This window comes from Agromyces humatus (assembly GCF_021228295.1).
GTDB lineage: Bacteria > Actinomycetota > Actinomycetes > Actinomycetales > Microbacteriaceae > Agromyces > Agromyces humatus.
Genome location: NZ_JAJQPD010000003.1, coordinates 188,854 through 215,120 on the forward strand (window position 1 = coordinate 188,854; position 26,267 = coordinate 215,120).

General features: G+C 69.5%; 23 protein-coding genes. 8 read left to right on the forward strand and 15 right to left on the reverse strand.

Annotation, left to right across the window (positions count from 1 at the left end):
* Position 1: 1 nt before the first annotated feature.
* The 5 genes from LSF15_RS06100 (at position 2) to LSF15_RS06120 (ending at position 5,382) form a co-directional block, all read left to right on the forward strand.
* On the forward strand, positions 2–880 hold the full coding sequence (locus LSF15_RS06100; RefSeq protein WP_232497641.1) for a TatD family hydrolase: 879 nt from the start codon (positions 2–4) through the stop codon (positions 878–880).
* Positions 880–2,100, forward strand: coding sequence for a metabolite traffic protein EboE (eboE, locus tag LSF15_RS06105; protein ID WP_232497642.1), 1,221 nt, complete (start codon positions 880–882; stop codon positions 2,098–2,100). The genes LSF15_RS06100 and eboE overlap by 1 nt, the downstream gene beginning before the upstream one ends.
* Positions 2,100–3,518, forward strand: a complete 1,419-nt coding sequence (locus tag LSF15_RS06110; RefSeq protein ID WP_232497643.1) for an alkaline phosphatase family protein — start codon at positions 2,100–2,102, stop codon at positions 3,516–3,518. The genes eboE and LSF15_RS06110 overlap by 1 nt, the downstream gene beginning before the upstream one ends.
* The gene (gene idi, locus LSF15_RS06115; protein WP_232497644.1) at positions 3,515–4,084 is read left to right on the forward strand and encodes an isopentenyl-diphosphate Delta-isomerase; all 570 of its coding nucleotides are present in this window, start codon (positions 3,515–3,517) and stop codon (positions 4,082–4,084) included. The genes LSF15_RS06110 and idi overlap by 4 nt, the downstream gene beginning before the upstream one ends.
* Positions 4,085–4,155: 71 nt before the next feature.
* Complete coding sequence (locus LSF15_RS06120; RefSeq protein WP_232497645.1) at positions 4,156–5,382, forward strand: ROK family transcriptional regulator; 1,227 nt, start codon at positions 4,156–4,158, stop codon at positions 5,380–5,382.
* A gap of 139 nt (positions 5,383–5,521) precedes the next feature.
* Here LSF15_RS06120 and LSF15_RS06125 read toward each other — a convergent pair whose 3' ends face one another.
* From LSF15_RS06125 to LSF15_RS06135, 3 genes are all read right to left on the reverse strand, one after another.
* Positions 5,522–6,523, reverse strand: a complete 1,002-nt coding sequence (locus LSF15_RS06125) for a sugar phosphate isomerase/epimerase family protein (protein WP_232497646.1) — start codon at positions 6,521–6,523, stop codon at positions 5,522–5,524.
* Positions 6,524–6,564: 41 nt separating this feature from the next.
* Complete coding sequence (locus LSF15_RS06130; protein ID WP_232497647.1) at positions 6,565–7,728, reverse strand: Gfo/Idh/MocA family protein; 1,164 nt, start codon at positions 7,726–7,728, stop codon at positions 6,565–6,567.
* A 121-nt stretch (positions 7,729–7,849) separates the two neighbouring features.
* Positions 7,850–8,887: a substrate-binding domain-containing protein gene (locus LSF15_RS06135; protein WP_232497648.1), complete on the reverse strand. Its 1,038-nt coding sequence runs from the start codon at positions 8,885–8,887 to the stop codon at positions 7,850–7,852.
* Positions 8,888–9,156: 269 nt separating this feature from the next.
* Between LSF15_RS06135 and LSF15_RS06140 the strand changes: the two genes are divergently transcribed.
* Entirely contained in the window at positions 9,157–10,677 is a 1,521-nt protein-coding gene (locus LSF15_RS06140) for a sugar ABC transporter ATP-binding protein (RefSeq protein ID WP_232497649.1), read from the forward strand.
* The gene (locus LSF15_RS06145; protein WP_372459929.1) at positions 10,674–11,726 is read left to right on the forward strand and encodes an ABC transporter permease; all 1,053 of its coding nucleotides are present in this window, start codon (positions 10,674–10,676) and stop codon (positions 11,724–11,726) included. The genes LSF15_RS06140 and LSF15_RS06145 overlap by 4 nt, the downstream gene beginning before the upstream one ends.
* Before the next feature lie 685 nt (positions 11,727–12,411).
* Here the strand turns inward: LSF15_RS06145 and LSF15_RS06150 are convergent.
* The 8 genes from LSF15_RS06150 to LSF15_RS06185 form a co-directional block, all read right to left on the reverse strand.
* Complete coding sequence (locus LSF15_RS06150; RefSeq protein WP_232497650.1) at positions 12,412–15,183, reverse strand: PQQ-dependent sugar dehydrogenase; 2,772 nt, start codon at positions 15,181–15,183, stop codon at positions 12,412–12,414.
* 82 nt (positions 15,184–15,265) lie between these two features.
* Complete coding sequence (locus LSF15_RS06155; protein ID WP_232497651.1) at positions 15,266–16,423, reverse strand: sugar phosphate isomerase/epimerase family protein; 1,158 nt, start codon at positions 16,421–16,423, stop codon at positions 15,266–15,268.
* Positions 16,424–16,538: 115 nt separating this feature from the next.
* On the reverse strand, positions 16,539–16,781 hold the full coding sequence (gene tatA, locus LSF15_RS06160; protein WP_232497652.1) for a twin-arginine translocase TatA/TatE family subunit: 243 nt from the start codon (positions 16,779–16,781) through the stop codon (positions 16,539–16,541).
* A 145-nt stretch (positions 16,782–16,926) separates the two neighbouring features.
* Positions 16,927–17,325, reverse strand: coding sequence for a Fur family transcriptional regulator (locus LSF15_RS06165; protein WP_232497653.1), 399 nt, complete (start codon positions 17,323–17,325; stop codon positions 16,927–16,929).
* Complete coding sequence (locus LSF15_RS06170) at positions 17,322–18,164, reverse strand: metal ABC transporter permease (RefSeq protein WP_232497654.1); 843 nt, start codon at positions 18,162–18,164, stop codon at positions 17,322–17,324. The genes LSF15_RS06165 and LSF15_RS06170 overlap by 4 nt, the downstream gene beginning before the upstream one ends.
* Positions 18,164–19,102 carry a metal ABC transporter permease gene (locus LSF15_RS06175; RefSeq protein ID WP_232497655.1) on the reverse strand — a complete coding sequence of 313 codons (939 nt, stop codon included), beginning with the start codon at positions 19,100–19,102 and terminating at the stop codon, positions 18,164–18,166. The genes LSF15_RS06170 and LSF15_RS06175 overlap by 1 nt, the downstream gene beginning before the upstream one ends.
* A gap of 46 nt (positions 19,103–19,148) precedes the next feature.
* Complete coding sequence (locus tag LSF15_RS06180) at positions 19,149–19,928, reverse strand: metal ABC transporter ATP-binding protein (RefSeq protein ID WP_232497656.1); 780 nt, start codon at positions 19,926–19,928, stop codon at positions 19,149–19,151.
* 4 nt (positions 19,929–19,932) lie between these two features.
* Positions 19,933–21,039 (reverse strand): metal ABC transporter substrate-binding protein, encoded by a 1,107-nt coding sequence (locus LSF15_RS06185; RefSeq protein WP_232497657.1) that lies wholly within the window; start codon positions 21,037–21,039, stop codon positions 19,933–19,935.
* Positions 21,040–21,227: 188 nt separating this feature from the next.
* Between LSF15_RS06185 and LSF15_RS06190 the strand changes: the two genes are divergently transcribed.
* Positions 21,228–21,713, forward strand: coding sequence for a GNAT family N-acetyltransferase (locus tag LSF15_RS06190; protein ID WP_232497658.1), 486 nt, complete (start codon positions 21,228–21,230; stop codon positions 21,711–21,713).
* A 72-nt stretch (positions 21,714–21,785) separates the two neighbouring features.
* On the opposite strand, the gene LSF15_RS06195 is transcribed toward LSF15_RS06190, so the two are convergent.
* The 4 genes from LSF15_RS06195 to LSF15_RS06210 all read right to left on the reverse strand — a co-directional run bounded on the left by LSF15_RS06195 (position 21,786) and on the right by LSF15_RS06210 (position 26,122).
* Complete coding sequence (locus tag LSF15_RS06195) at positions 21,786–22,895, reverse strand: CU044_5270 family protein (protein ID WP_232497659.1); 1,110 nt, start codon at positions 22,893–22,895, stop codon at positions 21,786–21,788.
* Positions 22,861–23,460, reverse strand: coding sequence for an RNA polymerase sigma factor (locus LSF15_RS06200; protein ID WP_232497660.1), 600 nt, complete (start codon positions 23,458–23,460; stop codon positions 22,861–22,863). The genes LSF15_RS06195 and LSF15_RS06200 overlap by 35 nt, the downstream gene beginning before the upstream one ends.
* A gap of 223 nt (positions 23,461–23,683) precedes the next feature.
* The gene (locus tag LSF15_RS06205; RefSeq protein WP_232497661.1) at positions 23,684–25,117 is read right to left on the reverse strand and encodes a dihydrolipoamide acetyltransferase family protein; all 1,434 of its coding nucleotides are present in this window, start codon (positions 25,115–25,117) and stop codon (positions 23,684–23,686) included.
* A gap of 45 nt (positions 25,118–25,162) precedes the next feature.
* Entirely contained in the window at positions 25,163–26,122 is a 960-nt protein-coding gene (locus tag LSF15_RS06210; protein WP_232497924.1) for an alpha-ketoacid dehydrogenase subunit beta, read from the reverse strand.
* Positions 26,123–26,267 lie beyond the last annotated feature (145 nt).

A 26,267-nucleotide genomic window follows, 5' to 3' on the forward strand; every position in this document is an offset into this window, starting at 1 on the left:
CATGCGAATCTTCGACCCCCACATCCACATGACCGCCCGCACGACCGATGATTACCGGGCGATGTACGAGTCGGGTGTGCGCGCGGTGGTGGAGCCGTCATTCTGGCTCGGGCAGCCGCGCACCAACGTGGGCAGCTTCACCGACTACTTCGACGCGCTGATCGGCTGGGAACGGTTCCGTGCGGCGCAGTACGGCATCCGCCACCACGCCACGATCGGGTTGAACCCGAAGGAAGCCAACGACCCCCGCTGCCGCGAGGTGCTCGACATCCTGCCCCGCTACCTCACCAAGGACGGTGTCGTCGCGGTCGGCGAGCTCGGGTACGACTCGATGACCCCCGAAGAAGACGACGTGTTCGCGGCCCAGCTCGCCCTGGCCGTCACGTTCGAGCTGCCCGCGATGGTGCACACCCCGCACCGCGACAAAGCCGCCGGCACGGCACGCACCCTCGACGTGGTCCGCGAGTCCGGCATCGCGCCCGAACGGGTCGTGGTGGATCACCTGAACGAGACCACGGTCGCGGCGGTCGCCGACAGCGGCTGCTGGATGGGCTTCTCGATCTACCCCGACACCAAGATGGACGAACACCGGATGGTCACGATCCTGCGCGAGCACGGCACCGACCGGGTCCTCGTGAACTCGGCCGCGGACTGGGGCAACTCCGACCCGCTGAAGACCCGCAAGACCGCCCGCGCGATGCTCGACGCCGGGTTCACCGAACACGACGTCGACGTCGTGCTCTGGCAGAACCCGGTCGCGTTCTACGGGCAGAGCGGCCGGCTGCACCTGGACCCCGTGCCCGGATTCGCCGAACACGAACCCCCCGCCGCCGGGATCACGTTCGAAGGCAACTCCGTACTCCGCGGGGCCCGGGTCTGATGCACCTCTCCTACTGCACCAACGTGCACCCCGCCGAGGACCTCGACGGGGTGCTCGCCCAGCTCGACGCCTTCGCCGGGCCGGTTCGCCGCGCCGCCGGCCTCGACGAGCTCGGCGTCGGCCTCTGGCTGCCCGCCGACCTCGCCGCCCAACTCGCCGCCCACCCCGCCGACCGGCAGCGCCTCCGGGAACGGCTCCACGCGAACCGGCTCGTGCTGCGCACGATCAACGCGTTCCCCTATCGGGCGTTCCACGCCGACATCGTGAAACACGACGTCTACCGTCCCGACTGGACCGACCCCCGCCGCACCCAGCACACCCTCGACTGCGCGGCGGTGCTCGCCGACCTCCTCCCCGACGGCGCGGCCGGCAGCATCTCGACGCTGCCCCTCGGCTGGCGCGAACCGTGGACCGTCGACCAGGACCGGCAGGCCACCGAAGCCCTCGCGACCGTGTCGCGCGCACTGCGCGCACTGCGCGACACGACCGGCCGCACGATCCGGCTCGCCATCGAACCCGAACCCGGCTGCGTCCTCGACACCGTCGCCGACGTCGTGGCATGGCTCGCGCCGCGCACCCGGGCCGGCGTTGGCGCGGGCGGCATCGACCCCGAATTCGTGATCGACCCCGAGTTCGTCGGCATCTGCCTGGACACCTGCCACCTCGCCGTCTCATTCGCCGACCCCGCCGACGCCGTGCGCCAGATCGCCGACGCCGGGCTGCGGGTCGTGAAGGTGCAGGCCTCGGCGGCGCTGCACGTGGAGCGTCCGTCGGACCCCGCGAGCCGCGCTGCGGTGGCCGCGTTCGTCGAGCAGCGCTACCTGCACCAGACCCGCGCGCTTCGGCCCGACGGTTCGGTGGCCGCGGCCGACGACCTTCCCGAGGCGCTTGAAACCCTGCCGACGGATGGCCCGTGGCGGGTGCACTTCCACGTCCCCCTGCACCTCGCGCCCCAGCCACCGCTCACCGCCACGACCGGCGTCCTCACCGCCGCGCTCGACGCCGTCCGCGACAGCCCGCACGGCAACGACGCCCACCTCGATGTCGAGACCTACACCTGGTCCGTACTGCCCGACCCCGTCGACGACCTCATCGCCGGCATCGCGGGGGAGCTCCGCTGGGCCACCGAACACCTCCTCGGCAATACGCCCCAACCCGTGCCCGCGGCGCCCGCGCCCGAACCGGTGCCCGCGGCATCCGTGCCCGTGGCGGTGGTGTGATGACCTCGACCCTGCTCCTCGACGTCGTCGGCCTCACCCCACGCACCCTCGCCCACATGCCCCGCCTGAGTGAGCTCGCCGCATCCGGCGCGCAGACCCGCCTCGGCACCATACTGCCCGCGGTCACCTGCAGCGTGCAGTCCACGATGCTCACCGGACTCCCGCCCGCCCAGCACGGCATCGTCGGGAACGGCTGGTACTTCCGTGACACCGGTGAGGTGCACCTCTGGCGCCAGCACAACGCGCTCGTCCACGGCGAGAAGGTCTGGGAAACCGCCCGCCGCACCAAACCCGGGTTCACCGCCGCGAACATCGGCTGGTGGTACGCCATGGGCGCCAGCACCGACATCACCGTCACCCCCCGCCCGATCTACCACGCCGACGGCCGCAAATCCCCCGACGCCTACATCCGCCCACCCGCCCTGCACGACGAACTGACGAGCGCGTTGGGTGAGTTCCCGCTGTTCCAGTACTGGGGCCCGACCGCGTCGATCACCTCGACCCGGTGGATCATCGACGCGACCCGCACCATCATGCGCGAACAGGCCTCCGACCTCGTCATGGCCTACCTACCGCACCTCGATTACGACCTGCAACGGTACGGACCCGCGTCCCCGGCTGCCGACCGGGCCGCCGCGGAACTCGACCAGGCTCTCGCGCCGCTGCTCGACGACGCCGCTGCCGCCGGGGTCACCGTGATCGCCGTCGCCGAATACGGCATCGAACCCGCCACCCAGCCCGTCGACATCAACCGCACCCTGCGCCGCGAAGGACTGCTCGAGGTCTACACCCAACACGGCCGGGAACAACTCGACCCCTGGACCTCACGCGCCTTCGCCGTCGCCGACCACCAGGTCGCGCACGTCTACATCACCGACCCCGCCGACCTGCACCGCACCCGGCAGATCCTCGAAACCCTGCCCGGCGTCGACGAAGTCCTCGACCGGAAACAACAGGCCCGGTACGGCATCCACCACGACCGCTCCGGCGAACTCGTCGTCATCGCCCAGCCCGGCGCGTGGTTCACCTATTACTACTGGCTCGACGACGACCGCGCTCCCGAATTCGCCCGCGGCGTCGACATCCACCGCAAGCCCGGCTACGACCCCGCCGAACTCTTCCTCGACCCCGCCGACCGATTCGCCAAAGCGAAAGCCGGACTCGGGCTCCTCAAGAAGAAGGCCGGCCTGCGATACGCGATGAACGTCATCCCCCTCGACCCGACCTGGGTCCGCGGCACCCACGGCCGCCTCCCCGACTCGGTCGCGGACTCCCCGCTGCTGCTGTGCTCCGACCCGAACCTGGCGTTCTGGGAGACCGCCGGCGACGCGGTGCCGGCCGCCCAGGTCCGCGACCTGGTCCTGCAGGCCGCCGGCATCGCGGCCCCAGCGATCGCAGATGCGGCGCACACCCGATGACCGCCACGCTCGCCGACGAACACGTCGTCCTCCTCGACCCCGACGGCACCCCCATCGGCACCATGGACAAAACCCGCGTACACACCGCCGACACGCCCCTGCACCTCGCGTTCTCCTGCTACGGCTTCGATTCCGACGGCCGGATCCTCCTCACCCGACGCGCCCTCGACAAACGCACCTGGCCCGGAGTCTGGACCAACACCTGCTGCGGACACCCCGCCCCCGGCGAACCCATCGAAGACGCCATCAGGCGGCGCCTCCGCCACGAGCTCGGCGTCCAGGCCGAGTCGCTGCGGCTGGTGCTGCCCGACTTCCGCTACCGCGCCACCGCCCCCGACGGCATCGTCGAGAACGAGATCTGCCCCGTCTACTTCGTACAACTCCGAACCGACCCACACCCTGCACCCGACGAAGTCATGCAATGGTCCTGGACCAGCGTCACCGACTTCCTGAGCGCCGCCGACACCGCACCATTCCTCCTCAGCCCCTGGAGCGTGCTCCAAGCCCACGAACTGCGCGCCACGGGAGCACTGCGCGCAACCGGAGACCTCGGCTATCCATCATGACAACCGAATTGGGGTCGCCAAAACGACCGAAGCGTGCCCCCTTTGACCAGAAGACATGGAATAATAAGACTATGACCGACATAAGTCGCGAGGGGGGCGACGGGCACGTCACTGCCCTCGGCTCCTCCGTAGCGAGCGACCTCTTCCAGATCCTCCGCGACGGCCGCCCACGCACCCGCACCGAGCTTTCGGCGATGACCGGCCTCGCCCGGTCGACCGTCGCCCTGCGCATCGATGCGCTGATGAAGCTCGGCCTCGTCGGCCCCGTCGGCGACGCGGTCTCGACCGGCGGTCGCCCGTCGAGCCAGTTCGCGATCGCGGCGAGCGGCCGGGTCGTGCTCGGCGTCGACGTCGGCGCATCCCATGTGCGCATCGCAGTCAGCGACCTCACCGGCCGCCTGCAGGCCGAGAGCAGCGAGCCCATCCAGGTCGCCGAAGGCCCAGAGGCCGTGCTCAGCTGGGTGTCGAGCGCCGGCCACGACCTGCTCGCCCAGCTCGGTCGATCACCGAGCGACGTGCTCGCGATCGGCATCGGGCTGCCGGGTCCCGTCGAGTACAGCACGGGCCGCCCCATCAACCCGCCGATCATGCCCGGCTGGGACCGCTTCGACGTGCCCGGCTGGTTCCACGACAGCTGGGACGTGCCGGTGCTCGTCGACAACGACGTCAACATCATGGCCCTCGGCGAGCGCGAGCTCTCATGGCCCGAGGTCGACCACCTCATGTTCGTCAAGGTCGCCACCGGCATCGGCTCGGGCGTCATCTCGGGCGGCATCCTGCAGCGTGGTGCGCAGGGCACCGCGGGCGACATCGGCCACGTCTACGTGGCGCGCGGCGCCGACGTGCCCTGCAAGTGCGGCAACCGGGGCTGCCTCGAGGCACTCGCCTCCGGGCCTGCGCTGGCGCGTGCCTTGAGCGAGATGGGGCTGACCGCCGAGACCGGCCAAGACGTCGTCGAACTCGTCAAGCGCGGCAACATCGACGCCATCCAGGCGGTGCGCCAAGCGGGCCGCGACATCGGCGAGGTGCTCAACACGTGCGTGAGCCTCATCAACCCGTCGGTCATCGTCATCGGCGGCTCGGCCGCTCAGGTGGGCGAGCACCTCATCGCCGGCGTGCGCGAGATCGTCTACACGCGCTCCATGCCGCTGGCCACCGAACACCTGCAGATCACCCAGTCGAAGGCCGGGGCCGACGCCGCCGTGCTCGGCGCCTGCATGCTCGCGATCCACCACGCCCTGTCGCCCGCGAACATCGAGGAGATGGTCATCGGCGCACCCGGCATGGCCAAGGTCTAGAGCCGGCGCGGCCGGGCGACGGATGTCGCCCGGCCGCAGTGGTCACCGCTGTGCGCCGCGCTGCTGCGCGGAGCCACGCAGAATCACGGATGCCGCGGGGGATCACACACCCCGCGGCATCCGTCGTTCTCAGGCGACGCTATTTCGTGCTGAACGCCGCGTCGAAGGCCGCGTCGGGCGCGTCGAACGCGAGCCGCCGCACGAACTCGAGCGCCTCGGGCGCGCCGATGAGCCGATCCATGCCGGCGTCCTCCCACTCGACCGAGATGGGCCCGCGGTAGTCGATCGTGTTGAGCACGCGGAACGCGTCCTCCCAAGGCACGTCGCCGTGACCCGTCGAGATGAAGTCCCACCCGCGTCGCGGGTCGGCCCACGCGAGGTGCGAGCCGAGGCGGCCGTTGCGGCCGTTGCCCATGCGCTTCTTCGTGTCCTTGCAGTCCACGTGGTAGATGCGGTCGCGGAAGTCCCAGAGGAAGCTGACCGGGTCGAGGTCCTGCCAGACCATGTGGCTCGGGTCCCAGTTGAGGCCGAATGCCGGGCGGTGCCCGATCGCCTCGAGCGTACGCACGGTGGTCCAGTAGTCGTACGCGATCTCGGAGGGGTGCACCTCGTGCGCGAAGCGCACGCCGACCTCGTCGAACACGTCGAGGATCGGGTTCCAGCGGTCGGCGAAGTCCTGGTAGCCGGCATCGATCATCTCCTGCGAGACCGGCGGGAACATCGCCACGTACTTCCAGATCGACGAGCCGGTGAAGCCGACGACGGTGTCGACGCCGAGGCGGGCCGCGAGACGCGCGGTGTGCTTCATCTCTTCGGCGGCGCGCTGGCGCACACCCTCGGGGTCACCGTCGCCCCACACCTTCGTCGAGAGGATGTCGCGGTGACGGGCGTCGATCGGGTCGTCGCAGACGGCCTGGCCCTTGAGGTGGTTCGAGATCGCGTAGACCTTGAGGCCGTGCCGCTCGAGCAGCGCGAGCCGGTCGGCGATGTAGTCGTCGTCATCCCACCGCCACGGGTCGAGGTGGTCGCCCCAGCAGGCGATCTCGAGGCCGTCGTAGCCCCAACCGGATGCGAGTCGGGCGACCTCCTCGAGGGGCAGGTCGGCCCACTGGCCGGTGAACAACGTGATGGGTCGAGTCACAGAATCCTCCTTGATGCGGTGCCTAGGTGACGATACGGGGGTCAGGCGATGTCGGTCCAGACGCCGTTGGCGCCGGAGCTCTGCTCGACGGCGCCGAGCACGCGCTGCACCTGGTAGCCATCGGCGAACGACGGCCGAGGCTGCGTTCCGGTGGCGATGGCTTCGATGAAGTCCTTGGCCTGATGCACGAAGCCGTGCTCATAGCCCAGCATGTGGCCTGCCGGCCACCAGGACGCGACATACGGGTGCTCGGCCTCGGTGACGATGATCTTGGCGAACCCCTGCCGATCGACGGGGGCGGTGCCGTCGTAGAAGCCGAGCGCGTTCATGTCTTCCAGGTCGAAGGCGATGGCGCCACGCGAACCCGAGACCTCGATGCGCAGCGCGTTCTTGCGGCCGGTGCTCATACGTGAGGCGACGAACGATCCGAGGGCGCCGTCCTCGAAGCGGCCGTTGAACAGGGCGACGTCGTCGACGGTGACGGTCCCGAAGCCCGTTCCGGCGGTGCCCGACAGGCCGCTGCCCTCGGCGAGCAGCGGGCGCTCCTTGACGACGGTGTCGATGATGCCCGAGACGCCGGTCAGTCGCTGGCCGGTGATGAACTGGGAGAGGTCGATGGCGTGGGCGCCGATGTCGCCCAGTGCGCCCGATCCGGCGTGTTCCTTCTGCAGACGCCACGCGAGCGGGGCGTTCTCGTCGACGAGCCAGTCCTGCAGGTACTCCGCGCGAACCTGGCGTACCTCGCCGATCGCACCACCGGTGACGAGTTCGCGGGCGTAGGTCGCCGCGGGAACGCGACGGTAGGTGAAGCCGACCATCGCGTAGACCCCACGGGCGGCGGCACTCGCGGCCGCGTCGGCCATTGCGGCGGCCTCGTCGACCGTGTTCGCGAGTGGCTTCTCGCACAGCACGTGCTTGCCGGCCTCGAGGGCGGCGATCGCGATCGCCGCGTGCGAGTCGCCGGGCGTGACGATGTCGATGACGTCGATGTCGTCACGGCGGATCGCTTCGCGCCAGTCGGTCGAGGTTTCGGCCCAGCCCCACTTGGCTGCGGCGTCTGCGACGGGTCCACCCCTGCGGCCGACGAGCAGTGACATCTCGGGCTGTGCGGGCAGGTCGAAGAAGCGGGGCGCGACGCGCCATCCCTGCGAGTGCGCGGCACCCATGAATCCGTAGCCGACCATGGCTACCCGCATCGAGGTCATCGTTCTCTCTCTCGTCTGCCGCGCTGGGCGAGTCGGGGGGAACGCCCGCATCGCGACTGCGACGCGGGCGTTCCGGGGTTGGTGTGCGGGGGTGCCGCCGCCGCGGCGGCACCCCGCGCGATCAGGAGGTGAAGGCGGTCGGCAGGTACTCGTCGACGTTGTCGGCCGTCACCACGGGTGCATAGAGCACGATGCGGGTCGGCACGTCCTGCTCGACGAGGTCGCCCAGCGACTTGCCCTGAGCCACGAGACGGGCGAGCGCGACGCCGTCGGCACCCTGCGTCGACGGGTAGATGACTGTCGCCTCGAGCACCGAGTCGCCGGACTTGATGGCGTCCATCGCATTCTTCGAGCCGGCGCCGCCGACCATGAAGAACTCGTCGCGGCCGGCAGAGTCAATCGCCGCGAGCACGCCGACACCCTGGTCGTCATCGTGGTTCCACAGCGCGTCGATCTGCGGGGCGGCCGACAGCAGCTGCGATGCCGCGGCCTCGCCGCCCTGCACCGTGAAGTCGGCCGCGACGCGGTTGCTCACCTCGAGGCCGCAGTCGCCGAGCGCGTCGGAGAAGCCGCGCGAACGGTCCTGCGTGAGCGGCAGCGAGTCGATGCCGGCGATCTCTGCGACCACAGCGTCGGGGTTGTCGCCGAGCTGCTCGCAGATGTAGGTGCCGGCGCTCACGCCCATGCCGTAGTTGTCGCCGAGCACGGTGACGCGGGCGGCGAAGGTGCTCGAGAACTCGCGGTCGACGTTGATGACCGGAATGCCAGCCTCCATCGCCTTGATCGCGACCTCGGTGAGGGCTGCGCCGTCGGTCGGCAGCAGCACGATGGCGTCGAGCTCGTCGTTGATGAACGTCTCGACCTGGCTGATCTGCAGGTTCGCGTCGTTGGTGCCCTCGGCGACGACGAGTTCGACGTCGTCGTACTTCTCAGCCTCGGCGATGGCCGCGGAGTTGATCGCACCGAGCCAGCCGTGGTCGGCGGCGGGGCCCGACCAGCCGATGCGAACGGTCTCGCCGGTCTCGGTGTTGTTGGCATTGTTCGTCGGACCGGAGCTGGTGCTGTCGGTGCCGGCAGTACAACCGGTGACGAGCCCGGCGACCGCCAGCATGGCGCCGGCTGCGGCGAGCATCCGCCCTCGAGTACGCGCTGCGCGCATGGTTCCTCCAAATATGAGTGATTCGCAGAAGTGCCGGCGGGGGCGTGTGCCCGGCACCTGCCCGGGGAGGCTGGCCGTGTGTCGTCCTCGCTGACTTCGTCACCGTAACATAAGTGGATCGTTCGTTGTCAACTTAATTCTGTCAATCGTCATAAGTCGGGATGACGCATCCACAGGTCGACCGCGCCCGCATGGCACGCGCGCGCGTAGCGAAGACGATCGTCCCCGGAGACTGGTAGAGCGGCCGGTGCATCTGTTATGTTCATCGCATGCTCAAAGGTGATAACACGGCGTCATTACTCTCGATGCGCGGAATCACGAAGGAGTTCGCCGGAGTCAAGGCCCTTCGTGGCGTCGATCTCGACGTCGTCGCGGGCGAGGTGCATTGCGTGCTCGGCCAGAACGGCGCGGGCAAGTCGACGCTCATCAAGATCCTCGCCGGCGCACACCAGCCCTCGGGCGGCGAGATCTTCTGGCAGGGCGAACAGCGCGAGATCCCGAATCCGGTTGCGGCGATCGACATGGGCGTTGCCACGATGTACCAGGAACTCGACGTCGTCGACGGCCTGACCATCGCCGAGAACATCTTCCTCGGCCACGAGCTCGCCACGGGCGGCGTGCTGCATCGCGCCCGCGCGGCCCGCACCACCCGCCAGCTGCTCGAGCGGCTCGGCCACGGCAACCTCTCGCCCCACCGCGAGGTCGGCACGCTCTCGGCCGCCAACAAGCAGATCGTCAGCATGGCGCGAGCCCTCTCACACGACGCGAAGCTCATCATCATGGACGAGCCCAGTGCGGTGCTCGACGCCGAAGAGGTGAAGAACCTCTTCCGCGTCGTCAACGAGCTCACCTCGCAGGGCATCGCGATCATCTACATCTCGCACCGGCTCGAAGAGATCCGTCAGATCGGCGACCGCATCACGGTCATCAAAGACGGGGCGAGCATGGCCAGCGGCCTCTCGGTCGCCGACACCCCGACGCCCGAGCTCATCCGCCTGATGACCGGCCGCAACGTCGAGTTCGTCTTCCCCCCGCGGCGCGAGCTGCCTGCCGACGCCCCGGTCGTGCTCGACATCGACGGGCTGAGCCTGCGCGGCATCTTCGCCGACGTCTCGTTCGACGTGCGCGCGGGCGAGGTCGTCGGTCTCGCGGGCCTCGTCGGCTCGGGTCGTTCCGAGATCCTCGAGACGGTCTACGGCGCGCGCCGCGCGTCCTCGGGGCACGTCTCGGTCGACGGCAAGCGGCTCCGCCCCGGGGCCGTCGACCGTGCGGTCACCTCGGGCATCGGCCTCTCCCCCGAAGAGCGCAAGAGCCAGGGCCTGATCCTCGACGAGCCGATCTTCAAGAACGTCACACTCTCGAACTTCGCCCGGTACGCACGCGGTCCGCTGCTCAACGAGCGTCGCGAGCGCGCCGTGACCCGCGAGCAGATCGAGGCGCTCGAGTTGCGGCCCGCCGATCCCGATCGCCCGGCCGGCACCCTCTCGGGCGGCAACCAGCAGAAGATCATGCTCGCCCGCTGGCTCGTGCACGGCACCCGCGTGCTGCTGCTCGACGAGCCCACTCGCGGCGTCGACGTCGGCGCACGCGCCGAGATCTACGCTCTCATCCGTCGGCTCGCCGACGCCGGCACCGCGATCGTCGTGGTGTCGAGCGAGATCCCCGAGGTGCTCGGCCTCGCCGACCGCGTGCTCGTGATCGGCGACGGCCGCGTCCTCCACTCCACCCCCGCAACCGAGATCGACGAGCACGGCGTGCTCGACCTCGTCATGAAAGGAACGGCCGCGTGAGCGAGCAGACCCCCACCACCGTCAGCGAGTCGGCGGCGCCGACTCAGGCGGCCCCGCCCGAGAAGAAGTCGGGCAACGCCATGCAGCGATTGCTGGGCGGCGCCGCCGGGCGCAACCTCGGCCTCGTCATCGCGCTCGCCCTGCTCATCGTCGTCGGGGCCATCACCGCGGGCGACCGCTTCATGAACGTCGAGAACTTCCTCAACATCATCCGCTTCGCCTCGATCATCGGCGTGATCAGCATCGGCATGACCTTCGTCATCACGGCGGGCGGCATCGATCTCTCGGTCGGCTCGGTGATGGGCCTCGCCAGCGTCGTCGCCTCGCTGTCGTGGGTGCAGGCCGCGGCCGACCAGACCAGCTGGCTGCTCATGGTCGCGGTCGCGCTTGCCGTCGGCGGCGCCGCCGGCCTCGTGAACGGCATCGTGATCGCCTACGGCAAGGTCGTGCCGTTCATGGCGACCCTGGCCATGCTCGTGGGCGCGCGCGGCCTCGCCGAGCTCCTGTCGAACAAGCAGACGCAGATCGTGTCGCAGCAGGGGTTCCTCGAATTCTTCCGCGGCGACTTCCTCGGCATCGCGTGGCTCGTCTGGATCTTCGTGATCGCGGCGGTCATCGGGTGGTTCCTACTCGGTCGCACGACGTTCGGCCGCCGAACCGTCGCGATCGGCGGCAACTTCGAGGCGACGCGCCTCGCCGGCATACGCGTGAAGCGGCACCTCGTCGCGCTGTACGTGCTCGTCGGCGTCAGCGCCGGCATCGCCGCGGTCATGATGCTCGGCCGCACCACGGCGGGCACCTCGACCCACGGAACGCTCTACGAGCTCGACGCGATCGCCGCCGTCGTCGTCGGCGGCACGCTGCTCGTCGGCGGACGAGGAACGATCGTCGGAACCGTGCTCGGCGTGCTCATCTTCTCGACGCTCACCAACGTGTTCACGCAGAACAACCTCTCGAACTCGGTCCAGTCGGTCGTCAAGGGCGTGATCATCGTGGTCGCCGTGCTGCTGCAGCAGCGCTTCGCGAGCCGACCCGGCCGCTCGAGTTAGCCCAGCGCCTTCCTGACTGCGCCCCGGCGATCATCCGATCGTCGGGGCGCAGTCGTATTCGCGCCGGTTCCGAACCGGAGCCTGAGTGCTGCCGCGGAACCGGTGACGCGGCACTCGCGCGCCGATTCGACTCTCTGGTGCTACGCGAGCTCGCGGTAGAGGGGCGGATGCCGCCACCCGGGTTCCACCCGTGCGCCGTTCACCCCCGCGCTGGGGGAGGCCGACTCACAACTTCGCGAACTAGAATTCTGTGGCTGGTCCTTCTTGGAAGAGGGGTGCCGCAATGTTCTGGGTCGCTCGTTACGGGTGCGGCCCAGAACGCGGTCACGTCGCACTCCGCGTCCGCAGTTGGGCGCGCTCCCGACCTGGCGCTACTCGCCCGGGACCCACCCATCCCGGCCCTGCGGTAGCGATCGCCGCGCTCGCGCCAGCGGATCGACCCCGCGACATCCGACGCCCCACGCGCGCCAGCGACACCCGCTCGACCCGCGAAGTCCAACGCACGGACATCCGCTCGCCGCTCGCAACGCCGTCGGCCCTCTCGGCCTTGCCGACCACTCCCCCACCGTCGCCGCGCTGCTTCTCGATCGTGCGGCGCCGCGCGGGCTGATGGTCGCATTCCGGACATGCGAAAGCCCCGGTTCGAATCGAACCGGGGCTTCCGCGGTAGGCGTTTCGCGACGCGCTACTTCAGGTCGGCGATCACCGCCTCCGCCGCACGGATGACCAGCGCCGCCGCGTCAGCGTCGGTGCGGATCCGGTTGGGGACCTGCGTGACGATGAACTCGAGCTTGCTGATGGCCGTGGCGGTGTCGCCGCCGGCGAGCGCCGCGTCGATCTCGGTCAGCGTGTCACCGAACGACGCCTCGGCACCGCGCGTGATGCGGTTGTCGGCCTCGAGGGCGTCGAGCAGAGCACGGATGTCGCTCGTCGACGTCGTGAACGCCAACTGGTCGAGCTCGACCCCGCCGGTGCTCGTCACGTAGAGCCGGTCGGTGCCCTCGGGCACGCTCACCAGCGGCGACGAGACCTCCTGCCAGGCGCCGCTCGTGTTCGCGACGTCGATCGTGGCGAACGGCTCGGAGTCGACGCTGCCCCAGCGCAGGGCGAGCGTGCCGGTGCCGATCGCGCGAGCCTCGACGCCCGTGATGCCGACGAGGTTCACCGGGTCGTAGGCCAGCCAGTCACCCGGGTCGAACGACGTGACCTTGCGGAACGCGTGAGCGGTCTCGTCGTCGACGATCGTCGTCTCGCCGCCCTTCGCGTCGGCGTGCTCAGCCTGCAGCTCGCGCGGGTTGATGAGCGTCACGTCGTCGGCAGAAAGGGCAGGAGCCGTCGCGCTGCCGCCGTCGGTGTAGGAGGCGCCGATCTGGGCGTAGATGTTCTCGGTCTCACCGTGGCCGGCCTCCTCCTGCATCTCGATCTCCGCGGTGCAGCCGGTTCCGGTGAACAGCGGGTGGGCGTGCGTGTTGTCGTGACCCAGGGCGTAGCTCCAGTTCACGCGCGAGCAGTCGATCTCGTCGTCCTCGGGGTCGGTGACCTTCACCTCGAAGGCGACCGTGTCACCCCAGTCGGCGAACGACCCGTTCTCAGGAGTCACGATCTCGATGGTCGGCGCGGTGTTGCCGACCGTGATCACGACGGAAGCGAGGCTGACGCGTCCGCTGGAGTCGGTGACCCGCACGCGTGCCGTGTACTGGCCGTCCTCGGTGTACGTCTTGCTCACCTCGGATTCACCCTCGGTGAACGTGCCGCTCCCGTCAAGATCCCACGCGAAGCTGAGCGCGAGGCCGTCGGGGTGGGTGCTCTCGGCAGCCGAGAAGTCGACATCGAGCGGGCCCTGGCCCGACGTCACCGACGCCGAGAGGTTCACGCGCGGACCCTTGGTGCCCTCGACGTAGTCGACCCGGTAGAGGCCGGCGTCGGGGTTCGGCCGGAAGAAGCCGTCTCCGTAGTCGAGCACGTAGAGCGAGCCGTCAGGACCGAACTCGAAGTCGATCACGTTGTCCCACGGCGGCATGCCCGCCGCGTTGAGCGAGGCATTCGGCAGGAAGTTCTCGATCTTGGTGACCTCGCCGTCGGGGTCCTCTTGACTGAAGGCGAAGATGCGGTCACGCGAGAACTCGGCCATGAACGCCTTGCCGTCCCAGTACTCGGGGAACTTCGTCGTCGACTCGTTGTCCTCGTCGTAGCTGTAGGTCGGGCCGCCCATGGGAGCCTGACCGCCGGCGCCGAGCTCGGGCCACGGCTGGTGGGTGGGCTGGTCGCCGTACCAGATCTGCGGAGCCGTCGCCGGGGGCAGCTGGTCGAGACCCGTGTTGTGGCGGGAGGTGTTGAGCGGTCCGGCCTCGCAGTCGAACCACGGTCCCTGCGTGAGGGTCTCGAAGTCCCAGTCGTTGTAGTTCGCGTTCGGGCCGTGGCAGTACGGCCAGCCGCCGTTGATCGGCTTGGTCGTGCTCTGCCACTCGACGTACCCCATCGGACCGCGCAGGTCGTTCGCCGTGCCCGCGTCGGGACCGTATTCGCCCCACGTGAGTGCGCTCGTCTCGGGGTCGTAGTCGATGCGGAACGGGTTGCGCAGGCCCGTGACGTAGATCTCGGGGCGGGTCTTCTCGGTTCCCGGAGCGAACAGGTTGCCCGCGGGAATCGTGTAGGAGCCGTCGTCCTGCACGTCGATCCTCAGGATCTTGCCGCGCAGGTCGTTCGAGTTGCCGGCGCCGCGACGCGCATCGAGACCGGGGTTGAAGCCGGCCCGATCGTTGTTCGGCGCGTAGCCGTTGGCACCCGGCGTGCCCGCGGGCGTGTTGTCGCCCGTGGAGAGCAGCAGGTTGCCGTCGTTGTCCCAGGCGATGTCACCGGCGACGTGGCAGCACTGGCCGCGCTGCACCTCGACCTTGATGATCACCTGTTCGCTCGCGAGATCGAGCGAGCTCGTCTCGGCATCCCAGGTGAAGCGACTGAGCTGGTTGTAGCCCTTCCACTGGTTCCAGTACGACTCGTCCGCACCTGCGGGCAAGGTGTTGGGCGCCGAACCGGTCGGCGTCGTCGCCGGGTACGGGGCCGTCATCGTGCGGGGCGCGTAGTAGAGGTAGACCCAGCCGTTGTCTTCGAACGCGGGGTCGATGGCGATCGTCTGCAGACCGTCCTCGGAGTTCGCGTAGACATCGACGGTGTTCACGACGGTCGTCGTGCCCTGGGCCGGATCGGTGAGGCGCACCTGACCGCCACGGGTCGTGTGCAGCACGCGCGAGTCGGGCAGCACCGCGAGGTCGATCGGCTCGCCGACGTCCCTCGTCAGGGTCACGCGTTCGTAGTTCGCCCACGTGGTCGCGCTGACCTCGTCGCCGTGATCGTGCCCTTCATGGGCAGAGGCGGGGCCGGCGCTCAATGCGAGCGACGTTACCGCCAAGAGTCCGCTGAGCACGAGTGCGCCCAGGCGGAACCGGGGTGTTGACATGAGTGTCTCCTTGGAAGAGGGGTGTCATGAGATGAACGGATACCCCGGGCCGGCGTTACGGGCCGACCCGGGGCAGGGGGACCTAGCCGCGGAGCTGGGCCATGTTGCTGTACGAGACCTGTGCGAACTCGAGCGACTGACCGGGGTTTGCGGATCCGCCGGGCGCGGTGTCCTGCTCCCACATGGCGTTGTGGTAGCCCTTCGCACCGATGCGCTGGAAGAACGTCGTGTAGTCGATGTCTCCCGTGCCGAACGGAGCCATCACATAGCCGTTGGCCACGGTGGTGTCCTTCTTGCCGTCCTTCGTGTGGAAGAGCGGGAACCGAGTGGTCTGCGCCGCGACGACGCCGGCCGGATCGAACAGGCTCGGCACGATGCTGCCGTCGGGCGCGGTGAAGGACGTGTGCTTGTACTGCGCAACGTGTGCCCAGTAGACGTCCATCTCGAGGTACACGTAGCTCGGGTCGGTGTTCGCCAGGAAGTGCTCGAGTCGGCGGATGCCGCTCGAACGTGTCGGGCGGCCCAGTGCGTCGAGCGGGCCGCTGTCGAGCAGGAAGCTGTACGCGATGTCGTGGTTGTGCGTGTACAGCTTGAGGCCGTGGCCGGCGGCGCGCTCACCGAGGATGTTCCAGCGTTCAGCCGCGAGCTCCCAGTCGGCGAGGTAGGCGCTGCCCGTGGGGTCGCCGCCTGTGCCGATGTGGCCGAAGCCGAGGATGTTCGCGATCTCGCACTGCGCGTCGAACGCCGCGAGCGTGGCGTCGGAGATCGTCGACGGGATCGAGCCGTGGTTGCCCTCGGCCTCGAGCCCGTTGTCGTCGAGCCACTTGCGCAGCAGCTGCGCACCGGCGACGTTGTTGACGTTGCCGCCCTCGGCGTTCGCGTTCTGGTTGTAGCCCGCGAACTCGATCTGCTTGTACCCGATGCGGGAAAGCTCCTCGAAGACCTCGCGGAAACCGGAGGCGAACGGCGTGGTATTCGGGTCGCGCGAGATGGCGTCGCGCACGGTGTAGAGGATGATGCCGCGCTTGCCGGGCGGGATCAGCACTCCGTTGGCACCCGGCGCAGTGCGCACCGCGGTCGCCGTGGCGGCATGGGCCGGGCTGCCGGCGCCGAACGCGGCGGCCCCGAGTGCGGCGGCTGCGGCCATGCCCGTCGTCGCTGCGAGCAGCTGGCGCCGGGAGAGACCGAGGCTGCGCCCCAGCTGAGGATCGTCGCTGCGATCGATGAGATCGTCGTTCATGATGCTCCTTTGCACGTGAAGAGGGGTGTTGACAGCTCGCAGTGAAACCACATGCTCGCTTTTCGGAACGCTACGGCATTAATCACAAGCCGGTCAAGCAAAAGCTGGCGGGTCTTCAGATAGCTTTAGTCGAAGCTTCGTCATAAGTCGCCGGAGACGACTCGACCGTGTCCGCGACCGACGCCGGGACCGAGGTGGCGTCGCGCTTCGCGCCCGGTTCTTCGCGGATCTCGGTCTTCAGGATGCGCATCGACTGTCCGAGCGACCGCGCGAGCTGCGGGATCTTGGGTGCACCGAAGAGCAGCAGGATGACGGCGATGATGATGACGGCGTGCCAGCCGTTGAGGTTCGCGAACATGATTCCTCCAGTCGAAGGCCCGTTCGGCACCGGCGGCGCCGCAGGCGAGGACAGACTAATCACAGATTCCGGTGAAAGTCGAACGTTGCACGCTGGAAATGGCCTCCGACCAGAGCGCGAGGCGGCGAAAGGCCGTGCGGGATTCCTACTCCCCCGCTGCGAGCCTCGTGCAGTTCTCGCACAGGCCGAAGACGTCGACCACGTGCGCCGCCTGCGTGAAGCCGTTGCGCGCGGCGACGCGCTTCGCCCAGGACTCGACCTCGTCGGCGGCGATCTCGACGGTCAGCCCGCAGTTGCGGCAGATGAGGTGGTGGTGGTGTCCGGTTGTCGTGCAGGCGCGGTAGAGCGACTCGCCGTCGGGCGACTGCAGCGAGTCGGCCTCACCGCTCGTCGCGAGATCGCCGAGCGCCCGGTACACCGTGGCGAGGCCGATCGGCGATCCGCTCGCGTGCAGCGTGGAGTGCAGCGCCTGCGCGCTGATGAAGCCCTCGGTCGCGTCGAGCGCCTCGCGCACGGCCTCGCGCTGCCACGTATTGCGTTTCATGCGATTCGTGCGTCCTCTGCAGTCTCGACGGGGATGTCGGCTCGCCTCAACGGTAGCCCGCGCACCTTGGAGATCCCCAAGGCGAGCAGGAAGAAGGCGGTGGCGGCGAGCGCGATCGCAGGGCCCGCCGCGACCGCGAGAGCCCGTGAGGCGAGGACGCCGAGCACTCCCGAGGCGGCGCCGATGACCGGCGCCGCGAGCAGCACCCCGCGGAACGATGCGACGACGAGTCGCGCCGCAGCTGCCGGCGCGGCGATGAGTGCGATGGCGAGGATCGCGCCGACCGCAGGCAGTGAGCTCACGACCGACGCGGCGGTCAGCGCGAGGACGAGCAGCTCGATCGGCCACTCGCGGTAGCCCGCGGCGCGGAAGCCTGCGGGGTCGAATGTCGAGAACGCGATCTCCTTGCCGACGAACGCGACCGCGGCGATGGCGATGAGCGCGACGCAGGCGGCCAGTGCGATGTCGGCCTCGCTCACGGTGAGGATCGACCCGACGAGCAGCGATTCCGCCTGCACGGGAAGTCCAGGAATCAACGCCTGCAGCAGCGCACCCGCGGCGAATCCGCCGGTGAGCACGATGCCGGCGGCCACCTGCGCGCCCTGCCTGCGGATGCGTGCGATGCCTGCCATCATCGCGACGAGCGCGACGGATGCCAGTGCCGCACCCGCGGGCACGCTCACGCCGAGCGCCGCGGCCGCCACTGCGCCGGGGTAGGTGCCGTGGGTGAGCGCCTGGGCGAAGAAGGTGCGCCGGCGCAGCACGACCAGGGCGCCCACGAATCCGGCACCGGCGCCGATCACCACCGCGGCGAGGAGTGCACGCTCGAAGTACCCCATCAGCGCCCCTCCCCCGCGGCGCCGACCGCCGGTCGCGTGCCGGGCTGGTCGAGGAGCGACGAAGGAGCGTCTCGAGACCCTTCCCCCGTGCGTACGCGCCCCGCCACGAGCCAGGCCAGCAGCAGCACGGCATACCCGAGCACGAACACGCCGACGATGGTCGCGCCCGCCGGCAGGTCGACACCCGCCCCGACCGAGATCGCGAAGCCGGCCGCGAGGCCGAGCCACGAGCCGACGGCGGCGAAGAGCGCCGCGATCGGGAACAGCCACCACAACCGCCGGGTGACCAGTCGCGCCACGGCACCGGGCACGATGAGCAGAGCGAGCACGAGCAGCGTACCGATCGTGCTCGCGGCGGCGACCACCACGAGCGCGATCGCGGAGTTCAGCACGAGGTCGAGCGCGAGCGCCGAGTTGCCGGCCGCACGGCTGCCGGGTGCGTCGAACGCGCGGAAGAGCTGCTGCTTGAGCGTCAGCCCGGTCGCTGCGAGCGCGACGAGGCTCACCAGCATGAGCGGCAGCACTTCGTCGGGCGGGATCGTGAGCACCCGCCCGAACAGCAGTGCCTCGAGCGCCCCCGCATAGTCGTCGCTCCTCGACACCACGATGACGCCGATGCTGAACGTCGCGGTCAGCACGATGGCGATCGCGGCGTCGGCGGTGATGCCGGCCCGGTCGAGCCAGGTCAGCGCGATCGCGCCCGCGAGGGCCGCGATCGTCGCCCCGGGCACGAGCCCTGCCGTTCCGCCGAGCACGAGGCCGACGGCGAGGCCAGGGAAGACGGCATGCGTGAGGCCGTCGCTGATGAACTCGAGGCCGCGCAGGTTCACGAGCACGCCGACGACTCCTGCGACGATCGCGAGGACGAGCATCACGAGCAGAGCCCGCCCCATGAAGGGGATCGAGAACGCGGCGAACAGCGCGTCGGTCAGGGACATCCGATGCCACTCCCCCACGCGATGCGAGCGTATGCCGACGACGGTATCAATGGCCCTCGTGCCCGGGCACGACGAGTGTGTGCTCGTCGATCTCGACCTCGACGCCCTCGAAGCACTCCTGGATGTTGCCGAGGGTGAGCACCTCGTCGACCGGTCCGCACGAGACCTGGGTACGGTTCACGAGCACGACCGAGTCGCACACCAGGCGAGCGAGCTCGAGGTCGTGGGTCGAGACGAGCACCGCGACCCCGTCGCGCTTGAGCGAGCGTATGGTGTCGACCAAGGCTTCGCGGTTCGGCTGGTCGAGCCCGTTGAACGGCTCGTCGAGCAGCAGCAGCCGCGGCTCGGACGCGAGTGCCCGCGCGAGCAGCCCCCGCTGGCGCTGGCCGCCGGAGAGTTCGCCGAATGGACGAGCGCCGAGCGACTCGAGGCCGACCGACTCGAGCACGTGCCTCACGGCGGCACGGTCGGCGCGACCCGGCCACCGGAACAGCCCGAGCCCGCGATAGCGCCCCTGCATGACGACCTGCTCGAGACTGATCGGGAAGTCGGGGTCGAGGTCGGCCGACTGGGGCAGGAACGAGACTATGCCATGTCGGGCATGTGCTTGGGCGTCGCCGGGAACTCCGCCGATCTCGATCGTGCCCGCGGTGCGCGGAACGAGGCCGAGGATCCCCTTCAGCAGCGTCGACTTGCCCGCGCCGTTCGGCCCGATCAGCGCCACGGCCTCGCCCGGCGCGATGTCGAGGCGCAGCCCTTCGACCCCGGCACCACCGGGATGGGTGAACGCGGTGTCGACCAGGCGCAGCACGGGCGAGTCGGTCATGGCGTCATCCTTGCAGGGCTGCGGGGAGCGCGGAAGGCTCGACGCCCCACGAATCGAGGATCAGCCGGGCGTTGTGCACCTGGCTGCCGAGGTAGGTGTCCCCTTCGGTGCCGGGCTGGCCGAGCGAGTCGCCGTAGAGCGCGTCGTCGCCCGAGTACACGGTGACGCCCGACTCGGCCGCGATCGTCTCGGCGGCCTTCGGCGAGATCGACGCCTCTGAGAACACCGCCCGCACGCCCGTGTCGCCGATCTGCGCGACGAGGTCGTCGATCTCGGCGGCGCTCGGCTCGGCGTTGTCGTCGAAGCTCGGGATGATGCTGCCGACGAAGGTGACGTCGTATGCGTCGACGAAGTAGGTGAACGCGTCGTGGTTGGTCACGAGCAGCCGCTGCTCGACCGGAACCGTGGCAACGTTCTCGCTGATCCACGCATCGAGCGCGTCGAGTTGTGCTGCATAGTCGGTCTCGTTGGCCTCGACCTCGGCGTCGTCGACACCCGGCACCTCGGCGAGACCGTGGGCGATGTTCTCGACCATGCGCTCGGCGAGCGCCGGGTCGGTCCAGATATGCGGGTTGCCGTCGCCGTGATCGTGGCCTGCCTGGTCGTCGGCGGCCGCGCCTGCGTCGTCAGCGTGGACGTCGCCGGCGTCGCCGTCGCTCGCGTGGTCGTCGTGACCGTCAGCGGCCGCAGCCGCCGGTTCGTCACCGTGGTCGCCGGTGCCGTACAGCTCGATGCCCTCACTCGCGTCGATGAGGACTCCACTGAACCCCGATGCCGCGATAGCGTCGTCGAGCCAGCTTTCGAGCCCGCCGCCGTTCACGACGAGGGCGTCGGCGTTCGACAGCGCGAGCAGCTGCCCGGCCGACGGGTCGAAGCCGTGGGCACTCTGCCCGGGCGAAAGCAGTTGGGCGACCTCGGCCGATGAACCCACGAGCTCGCGCGTGAAGTCACCGACCTGGGTCGTCGTCGCCACGATCGACGGCCCTTCGCGCGAGTCGGATGCCCCGGGGCTCGCGCAGCCCGCGAGTACCAGCGCCGCCGTGGCGAGGACCCCGCCTGCCACGAGAACGCGGGTCGATCGGTCAGCGGTGCGTCGGGCTCGGCGGTTCATGTGACGAACCTACGCTTATTGATAATGATTGTCAAAACCAGTAACGCTCCCGCTGGTCGGGGAGCGCGCGACGAAGGAGCACCCGTCTCGAGACCCGTCGAACAGGAACGCATGGCCGTTCGTGACATTCCCCGTCATCCTGTGGAGAACTCTGGCGAGTGTCGGACCGACGTGCAAGAGTGAAGTACGTGGATACGACGACGACCCCCCTCACGTTGCATCCGTTCACCCTCGACGACGCCGAGCGCATGCTGGCCGGCGAGGTCGACCCCCACGACGGGTGGGAGGGGGCCTACGCCTTCACCGACGAACCCGAACTGCTCTCGGAGTACGTGCGTGCGGTGCGAGAGAACGGCGACCCGGCCCCGTTCGGCCCCTACCTCGTGCGCCGCGGACGCGACGGCTCGGCCATCGGGGGAGTGAACCTGTTCGGCCCGCCCGACGCCGACGGCGTCGTCGAGTTCGTGTTCGGGCTCGTGCCCGCGGTGCGGGGCGAGGGCCTCTCGCAGCACACGGTCGCCGCGACGGTCGAACTCGCACGGTCGGCGGGCGCTCGCGTCGCTCGAGCCGAAGCCGAGATCTCGAACCTCCCCGCCCGTCGCGTGCTCGAGGGCGAGGGCTTCGCCGAGGCCTCCCGCACGCCCGACTCGATCGTCTACGAGCTCCGGCTCTGACCGGCGATCGCGGGTCGAGTAGCGAGCGACGAAGGAGCGCGCGCTTGCACACCTACTCGACCGACGGCGAGTTCAACAGCCAGCCTTACCGTCGGTGAAGCACGGCTCCAGGTTGCCGAATGAGGTACCGCCCTCGGGTGCCTCGTCGACGACGGTCGTAGTCACCGCCGTCCATCCGAACGCGGTACCGGCCGGCATTCCGCCCGACTCGCGCAGCAGGACCTGTCGCTCTCCGATCAGCTCGCCCGTCTCTGGATCGATGATGATCTCCTGGCGAAATCCGTTGGCGCCTTCGTCACGCCCGATCGCGACCCCGGTGCGTCCGTTCAGGTTCGCCTCGTCGTCGAGGACCTCGACGCCGGGGATGCGGGCCGCCGCCTCCAGCAGCGCCGCGCGCAGTTCGGCCGGTACAACACCGCTCCGCAGGCGGTCGGCAATGAAAACGAGAGCCTCGCCGTCGGGCGACGGGCCGGCTCCGAGCGTCACCCGGTAGATGTGATTCAGCAGCCGATGCGGGTCGTGGGGGAGTGCCGCGATCGCGGATTCCGAGACCATCGACTCACTGCCGTAGAACGATCCTCCGGGAGCCCGAACCAGCTCCTGCTCACCGCGGACCTGCGGGACGATGTCATGGGCGAGCTCCTCGGACTTCGGTCCGAACGTCTGCACGACCTGGCCGGGCTCACGCACCCACACCCAGTCCTCGCTCCGGTCGGCCGGCACGTACAGCGTGCCGTCCTGGGACTCGAGCCAGCTGACCTCGGTCCCTTCAGCATCCGAGGTGGTGCCGCTGTAGACGGCATCGGTTTCGACTTTGAGGTACTGGTCCGGCCCGACGAAGGGATCGCTCGTCTCGACCGCGAACGTTGCCGCCTGTTCGAGCACCGCCGCAGCGGCCGGTGAGGCTCCGCCTCGCCAGCCTGCGAGTCCCACGAGATCGGCCATCACGAGCGTCGCGACGGCTCCCGCAGCCACCGCGCCGCCGAACGTTCCGATCCCCCAGCCGCGCACGCGGCGGTGCCGGCGCGCTGCTCGAGCGGTCGCCGCGGCATCGGCCGAGGCATCCGGATTCACCGCACCCTCGATCGCCGCGAACAGCGCCGCCCGTCCCTTCGTGAGCGCCTCGCCGCTCGGCACCTCGACGCCGTCAGACGCTCCGCGCAGCAGTTGCAGCTCGTCCATGTTCAACCTCCGATTCGCGGGGCTCGCCCGCTCCAAGTTCGATGCGCAGCTTGCGCCGCGCGCGAGTAAGTCGTGAGCGGACCGTGCCGATCGGTACTCCGAGCGCGTCGGCGACGCCCGCGTAGTCGAGCTCGCCCCACGCGTCGAGAAGGAGCGCGTCGCGGTCGCGACGCGGCATCCGCGCGAGAATCCTGCCGAGTCGACCCATTGCGGCCTCCGCGTCGATCCGATCGCCTGCGGCGTCGGTCTCATCGAGGTGGGGCTCTGTTGCGGCGTGTGCCGCGGCCAGGCCGCGCCACGCGCGTGCCTCGAGTCGGGCGTGCTTCTTCAGCAGGGTGGTCGCGATGCCGTAGAGCCACGGCATCGCGTCGTCTCGCGACAGCTCGAAGTTCCGGCGACGCTCGAAGGCGACGAGGAACGTCTCGCTCATCACGTCATCGGCCACGTGCGCGCCGGCGCGTCTCGCGACGAATCGGTGCACACGACGGGCGTGGCGATCGTAGAGCTCGCTGAACGCCGCCGGGGTCTCCAGCGACCGGGCGATGATGTCGCGGTCTGTGCTCACACCGGGTATTGCACGTTCCGCGAGATCAAGTTCACGATCGGATGCTACAGGGCAGGTGCCGTCTCCGGCTCCACCAGTCGGACACGCCGCCGAGGCGCTCGCGACTGCGCCACTTTCGCGCCGTCCGCGCCACTTCGACTGGCGCGGACCAGGCCGAAGTGGCGCAGCGGGCGACCGGCCGTCGCGCGGAGTGCGAGAACGACCGACGGCGGAGGGTCGGACGCTACTCGAGCAGCAGTGCGGGCTCCTCGATGATCGACGCGACGTCGGCGACGAACCTCGACACCACGTCGCCGTCGACCACCCGGTGGTCGAACGACCCGCCGATCGTCGTCACGTAGCGCGGCCGCACCTCGCCGTCGACCACCCACGGCTTCTGCTTGATCGTGCCGAGCGCGACGATGCCGACCTCGCCGGGATTCAGGATGGGCGTGCCGGTGTCCATGCCGAACACGCCGATGTTCGTGATCGTGATCGTGCCGCCCTGCATCTCGGCGGGCTGCGTCTTGCCCTCGCGGGCGGTGAGCGTCAACTGCTCGAGCGCGGTCGCGAGCTCGACCATCGACATCGCCTGCGCGTCCTTCACGTTCGGCACGATGAGGCCGCGGGGCGTCGCCGCGGCGATGCCGAGGTTCACGTAGTGCTTGACGATGATCTCGTCATCGGTCCACTGCGCGTTCACTGTGGGATTGCGGCGCACGGCCCAGATCATGGCCTTCGCCATGATCAGCAACGGTGAGATCCTGATGCCGGCGTAGTCGGGCGACGCCTTGAGCCGCTTCAGGTACTCCATGGTGCGCGTCGCGTCGACGTCGACGAAGACCGATACATGCGGCGCCTGGAATGCACTCTTCACCATGGCGCTCGCGATCGCCTTGCGCACGCCCTTGACGGGAATTCGGCTCTCGCGGTCGGCGGGCGCCTCGGGCGTCTGGATATTGCGGAACACGCTGGCCTGGCTCGCCTCGCGAATCACGTCGTCGCGGGTGACGTCGCCGATCGGGCCGGTCGCGGCGACCCGCGACAGGTCGACGCCGAGGTCTTTCGCGAGCTTGCGGATGGGCGGCTTCGCGATCACGGGCACATGTGGCTCGGACGTCGGCTCGGTACGAGGCGCGGATGTCGCAGCCGGCGTTGCTCCGGCCGTCGCAGCCGGCGCAACCGAGGCCGAGGGCGCTGCGGGTGGCGCGGGCGCTGCGGGAGCGGGTGCGGGCGGCGCGGCCAAGGTCGTGTGCGCACCGGCGGGGGAGGGGTGACGGCGTCGACGTGTGCTGGCCGGGCCCGATGCGCCGTGCCCGACGAGAACGGCGCCGCCCTCGTCGGCTCCGCCCGTCGGTCGAGTAGGCGGCGAAGGCGGTGTATCGAAACCACCTTCGGCCACGGGCGCCGCCGGCGACGAGTCGGCCGCGGCCGGGACGTCCGTCTGGATCACGAGGATCGGCGTGCCGACGTCGACCGTCTTGCCCTCGTCGACGAGGAGTTCCGAGACGATGCCCTCGTAGGCGCTCGGCAACTCGACGAGCGACTTCGCCGTCTCGATCTCGACGAAGACCTGGTCGAGGGAGATGCGGTCGCCGGGTGCGACGCGCCATTGCACGATCTCGGCCTCGGTGAGGCCCTCACCGACGTCTGGGAGGGGGAATCGGATCTCGCTCATATCTGTCTTCTACCCTCGCAGTCGAGTTATGCCGTGATCGGCATGTCAATAGGCCAGCGCGCGGTCGACGGCCTCGAGCACCCGGTCGGGGCTCGGCAGGAATTCGGTCTCGAGGGCGGCCGGCGGGAACGGCGTGTCGAAGCCCGACACCCGCAGCACGGGCGCCTCGAGCGAGTAGAACGCCCGTTCGGCGACCGTCGCCGCGATCTCGGATCCGATCGAGACGTTGCCGTAGGCCTCTTGGGCCACGATGAGTCGGCCCGTGCGGTTGACCGAATCGAGCAGCGGGCCGTAGTCGATGGGGGAGAGCGAGCGCAGGTCGACGACCTCGACGCTGCGACCCTCTTCGGCCGCGATGTCGGCGGCCTGCAGCAGCGTCGCGACCATCGCGCCGTGGCCGACGAGCGTGACATCGGTGCCGTGCCGCACGACGCGGCTCGCGTGCAACGGCAGTCCCGAGTGGTCGAGGTCGACCGGGCCCTTGGGCCAGTAGCGGCTCTTCGGCTCGAAGAACAGCACCGGGTCGTTCGAGGCGATCGCCTCCTGGATCATCCAGTACGCGTCGTGCGGGTTCGACGGGCTGACCACCCGCAGCCCGGGGGTGTGCGCGAAGTACGCCTCGGGGCTCTCTTGGTGGTGCTCGATCGAGCCGATGTGCCCGCCGTAGGGCACGCGGATGACGATCGGCATCGAAAGCGTGCCGTCGTGACGCACGGTCTGGCGCGACAGTTGCGTCGTGATCTGGTCGAACGCGGGGAAGATGAACCCGTCGAACTGGATCTCGATGACGGGCCGGTACCCGCGCATGGCGAGGCCGATCGCCGTGCCGACGATGCCGGACTCGGCCAGCGGGGTGTCGAGCACGCGCTTTTCGCCGAACTCGGCCGAGAGCCCTTCGGTGACGCGGAACACGCCGCCGAGCGGTCCGATGTCCTCACCCATGAGCAGCACCTTCTCGTCGCCGAGCAGCGCCTCGCGAAGGCCCGCGTTGATGGCCTTGGCCATCGACAGCGTGTGCACGCCGCGCACCTCGGGCGCGGGGGAGTCGACCGGGGGAGTGGCCGCCGACGGCGCCGCCTCCGTCGGTCGAGTGTCCGAAGGCGTATCGAGACCCGAAGCCCCGTTCGCAACATCCGTCACGCGGACCTCC

Coding starts and splice junctions, on each gene's coding strand:
- eboE (WP_232497642.1), top strand. CDS start 880: ATGCACCTCTCCTACTGCACCAACGTGCACCCCGCCGAGGACCTCGAC.
- LSF15_RS06150 (WP_232497650.1), bottom strand. CDS start 15,183: ATGTCAACACCCCGGTTCCGCCTGGGCGCACTCGTGCTCAGCGGACTC.
- LSF15_RS06120 (WP_232497645.1), top strand. CDS start 4,156: ATGACCGACATAAGTCGCGAGGGGGGCGACGGGCACGTCACTGCCCTC.
- LSF15_RS06180 (WP_232497656.1), bottom strand. CDS start 19,928: ATGACCGACTCGCCCGTGCTGCGCCTGGTCGACACCGCGTTCACCCAT.
- LSF15_RS06140 (WP_232497649.1), top strand. CDS start 9,157: ATGCTCAAAGGTGATAACACGGCGTCATTACTCTCGATGCGCGGAATC.
- LSF15_RS06170 (WP_232497654.1), bottom strand. CDS start 18,164: ATGGGGTACTTCGAGCGTGCACTCCTCGCCGCGGTGGTGATCGGCGCC.
- LSF15_RS06155 (WP_232497651.1), bottom strand. CDS start 16,423: ATGAACGACGATCTCATCGATCGCAGCGACGATCCTCAGCTGGGGCGC.
- LSF15_RS06135 (WP_232497648.1), bottom strand. CDS start 8,887: ATGCGCGCAGCGCGTACTCGAGGGCGGATGCTCGCCGCAGCCGGCGCC.
- LSF15_RS06165 (WP_232497653.1), bottom strand. CDS start 17,325: ATGAAACGCAATACGTGGCAGCGCGAGGCCGTGCGCGAGGCGCTCGAC.
- LSF15_RS06195 (WP_232497659.1), bottom strand. CDS start 22,895: ATGGACGAGCTGCAACTGCTGCGCGGAGCGTCTGACGGCGTCGAGGTG.
- LSF15_RS06100 (WP_232497641.1), top strand. CDS start 2: ATGCGAATCTTCGACCCCCACATCCACATGACCGCCCGCACGACCGAT.
- LSF15_RS06130 (WP_232497647.1), bottom strand. CDS start 7,728: ATGACCTCGATGCGGGTAGCCATGGTCGGCTACGGATTCATGGGTGCC.
- tatA (WP_232497652.1), bottom strand. CDS start 16,781: ATGTTCGCGAACCTCAACGGCTGGCACGCCGTCATCATCATCGCCGTC.
- idi (WP_232497644.1), top strand. CDS start 3,515: ATGACCGCCACGCTCGCCGACGAACACGTCGTCCTCCTCGACCCCGAC.
- LSF15_RS06185 (WP_232497657.1), bottom strand. CDS start 21,039: ATGAACCGCCGAGCCCGACGCACCGCTGACCGATCGACCCGCGTTCTC.
- LSF15_RS06175 (WP_232497655.1), bottom strand. CDS start 19,102: ATGTCCCTGACCGACGCGCTGTTCGCCGCGTTCTCGATCCCCTTCATG.
- LSF15_RS06110 (WP_232497643.1), top strand. CDS start 2,100: ATGACCTCGACCCTGCTCCTCGACGTCGTCGGCCTCACCCCACGCACC.
- LSF15_RS06205 (WP_232497661.1), bottom strand. CDS start 25,117: ATGAGCGAGATCCGATTCCCCCTCCCAGACGTCGGTGAGGGCCTCACC.
- LSF15_RS06210 (WP_232497924.1), bottom strand. CDS start 26,122: ATGGCCAAGGCCATCAACGCGGGCCTTCGCGAGGCGCTGCTCGGCGAC.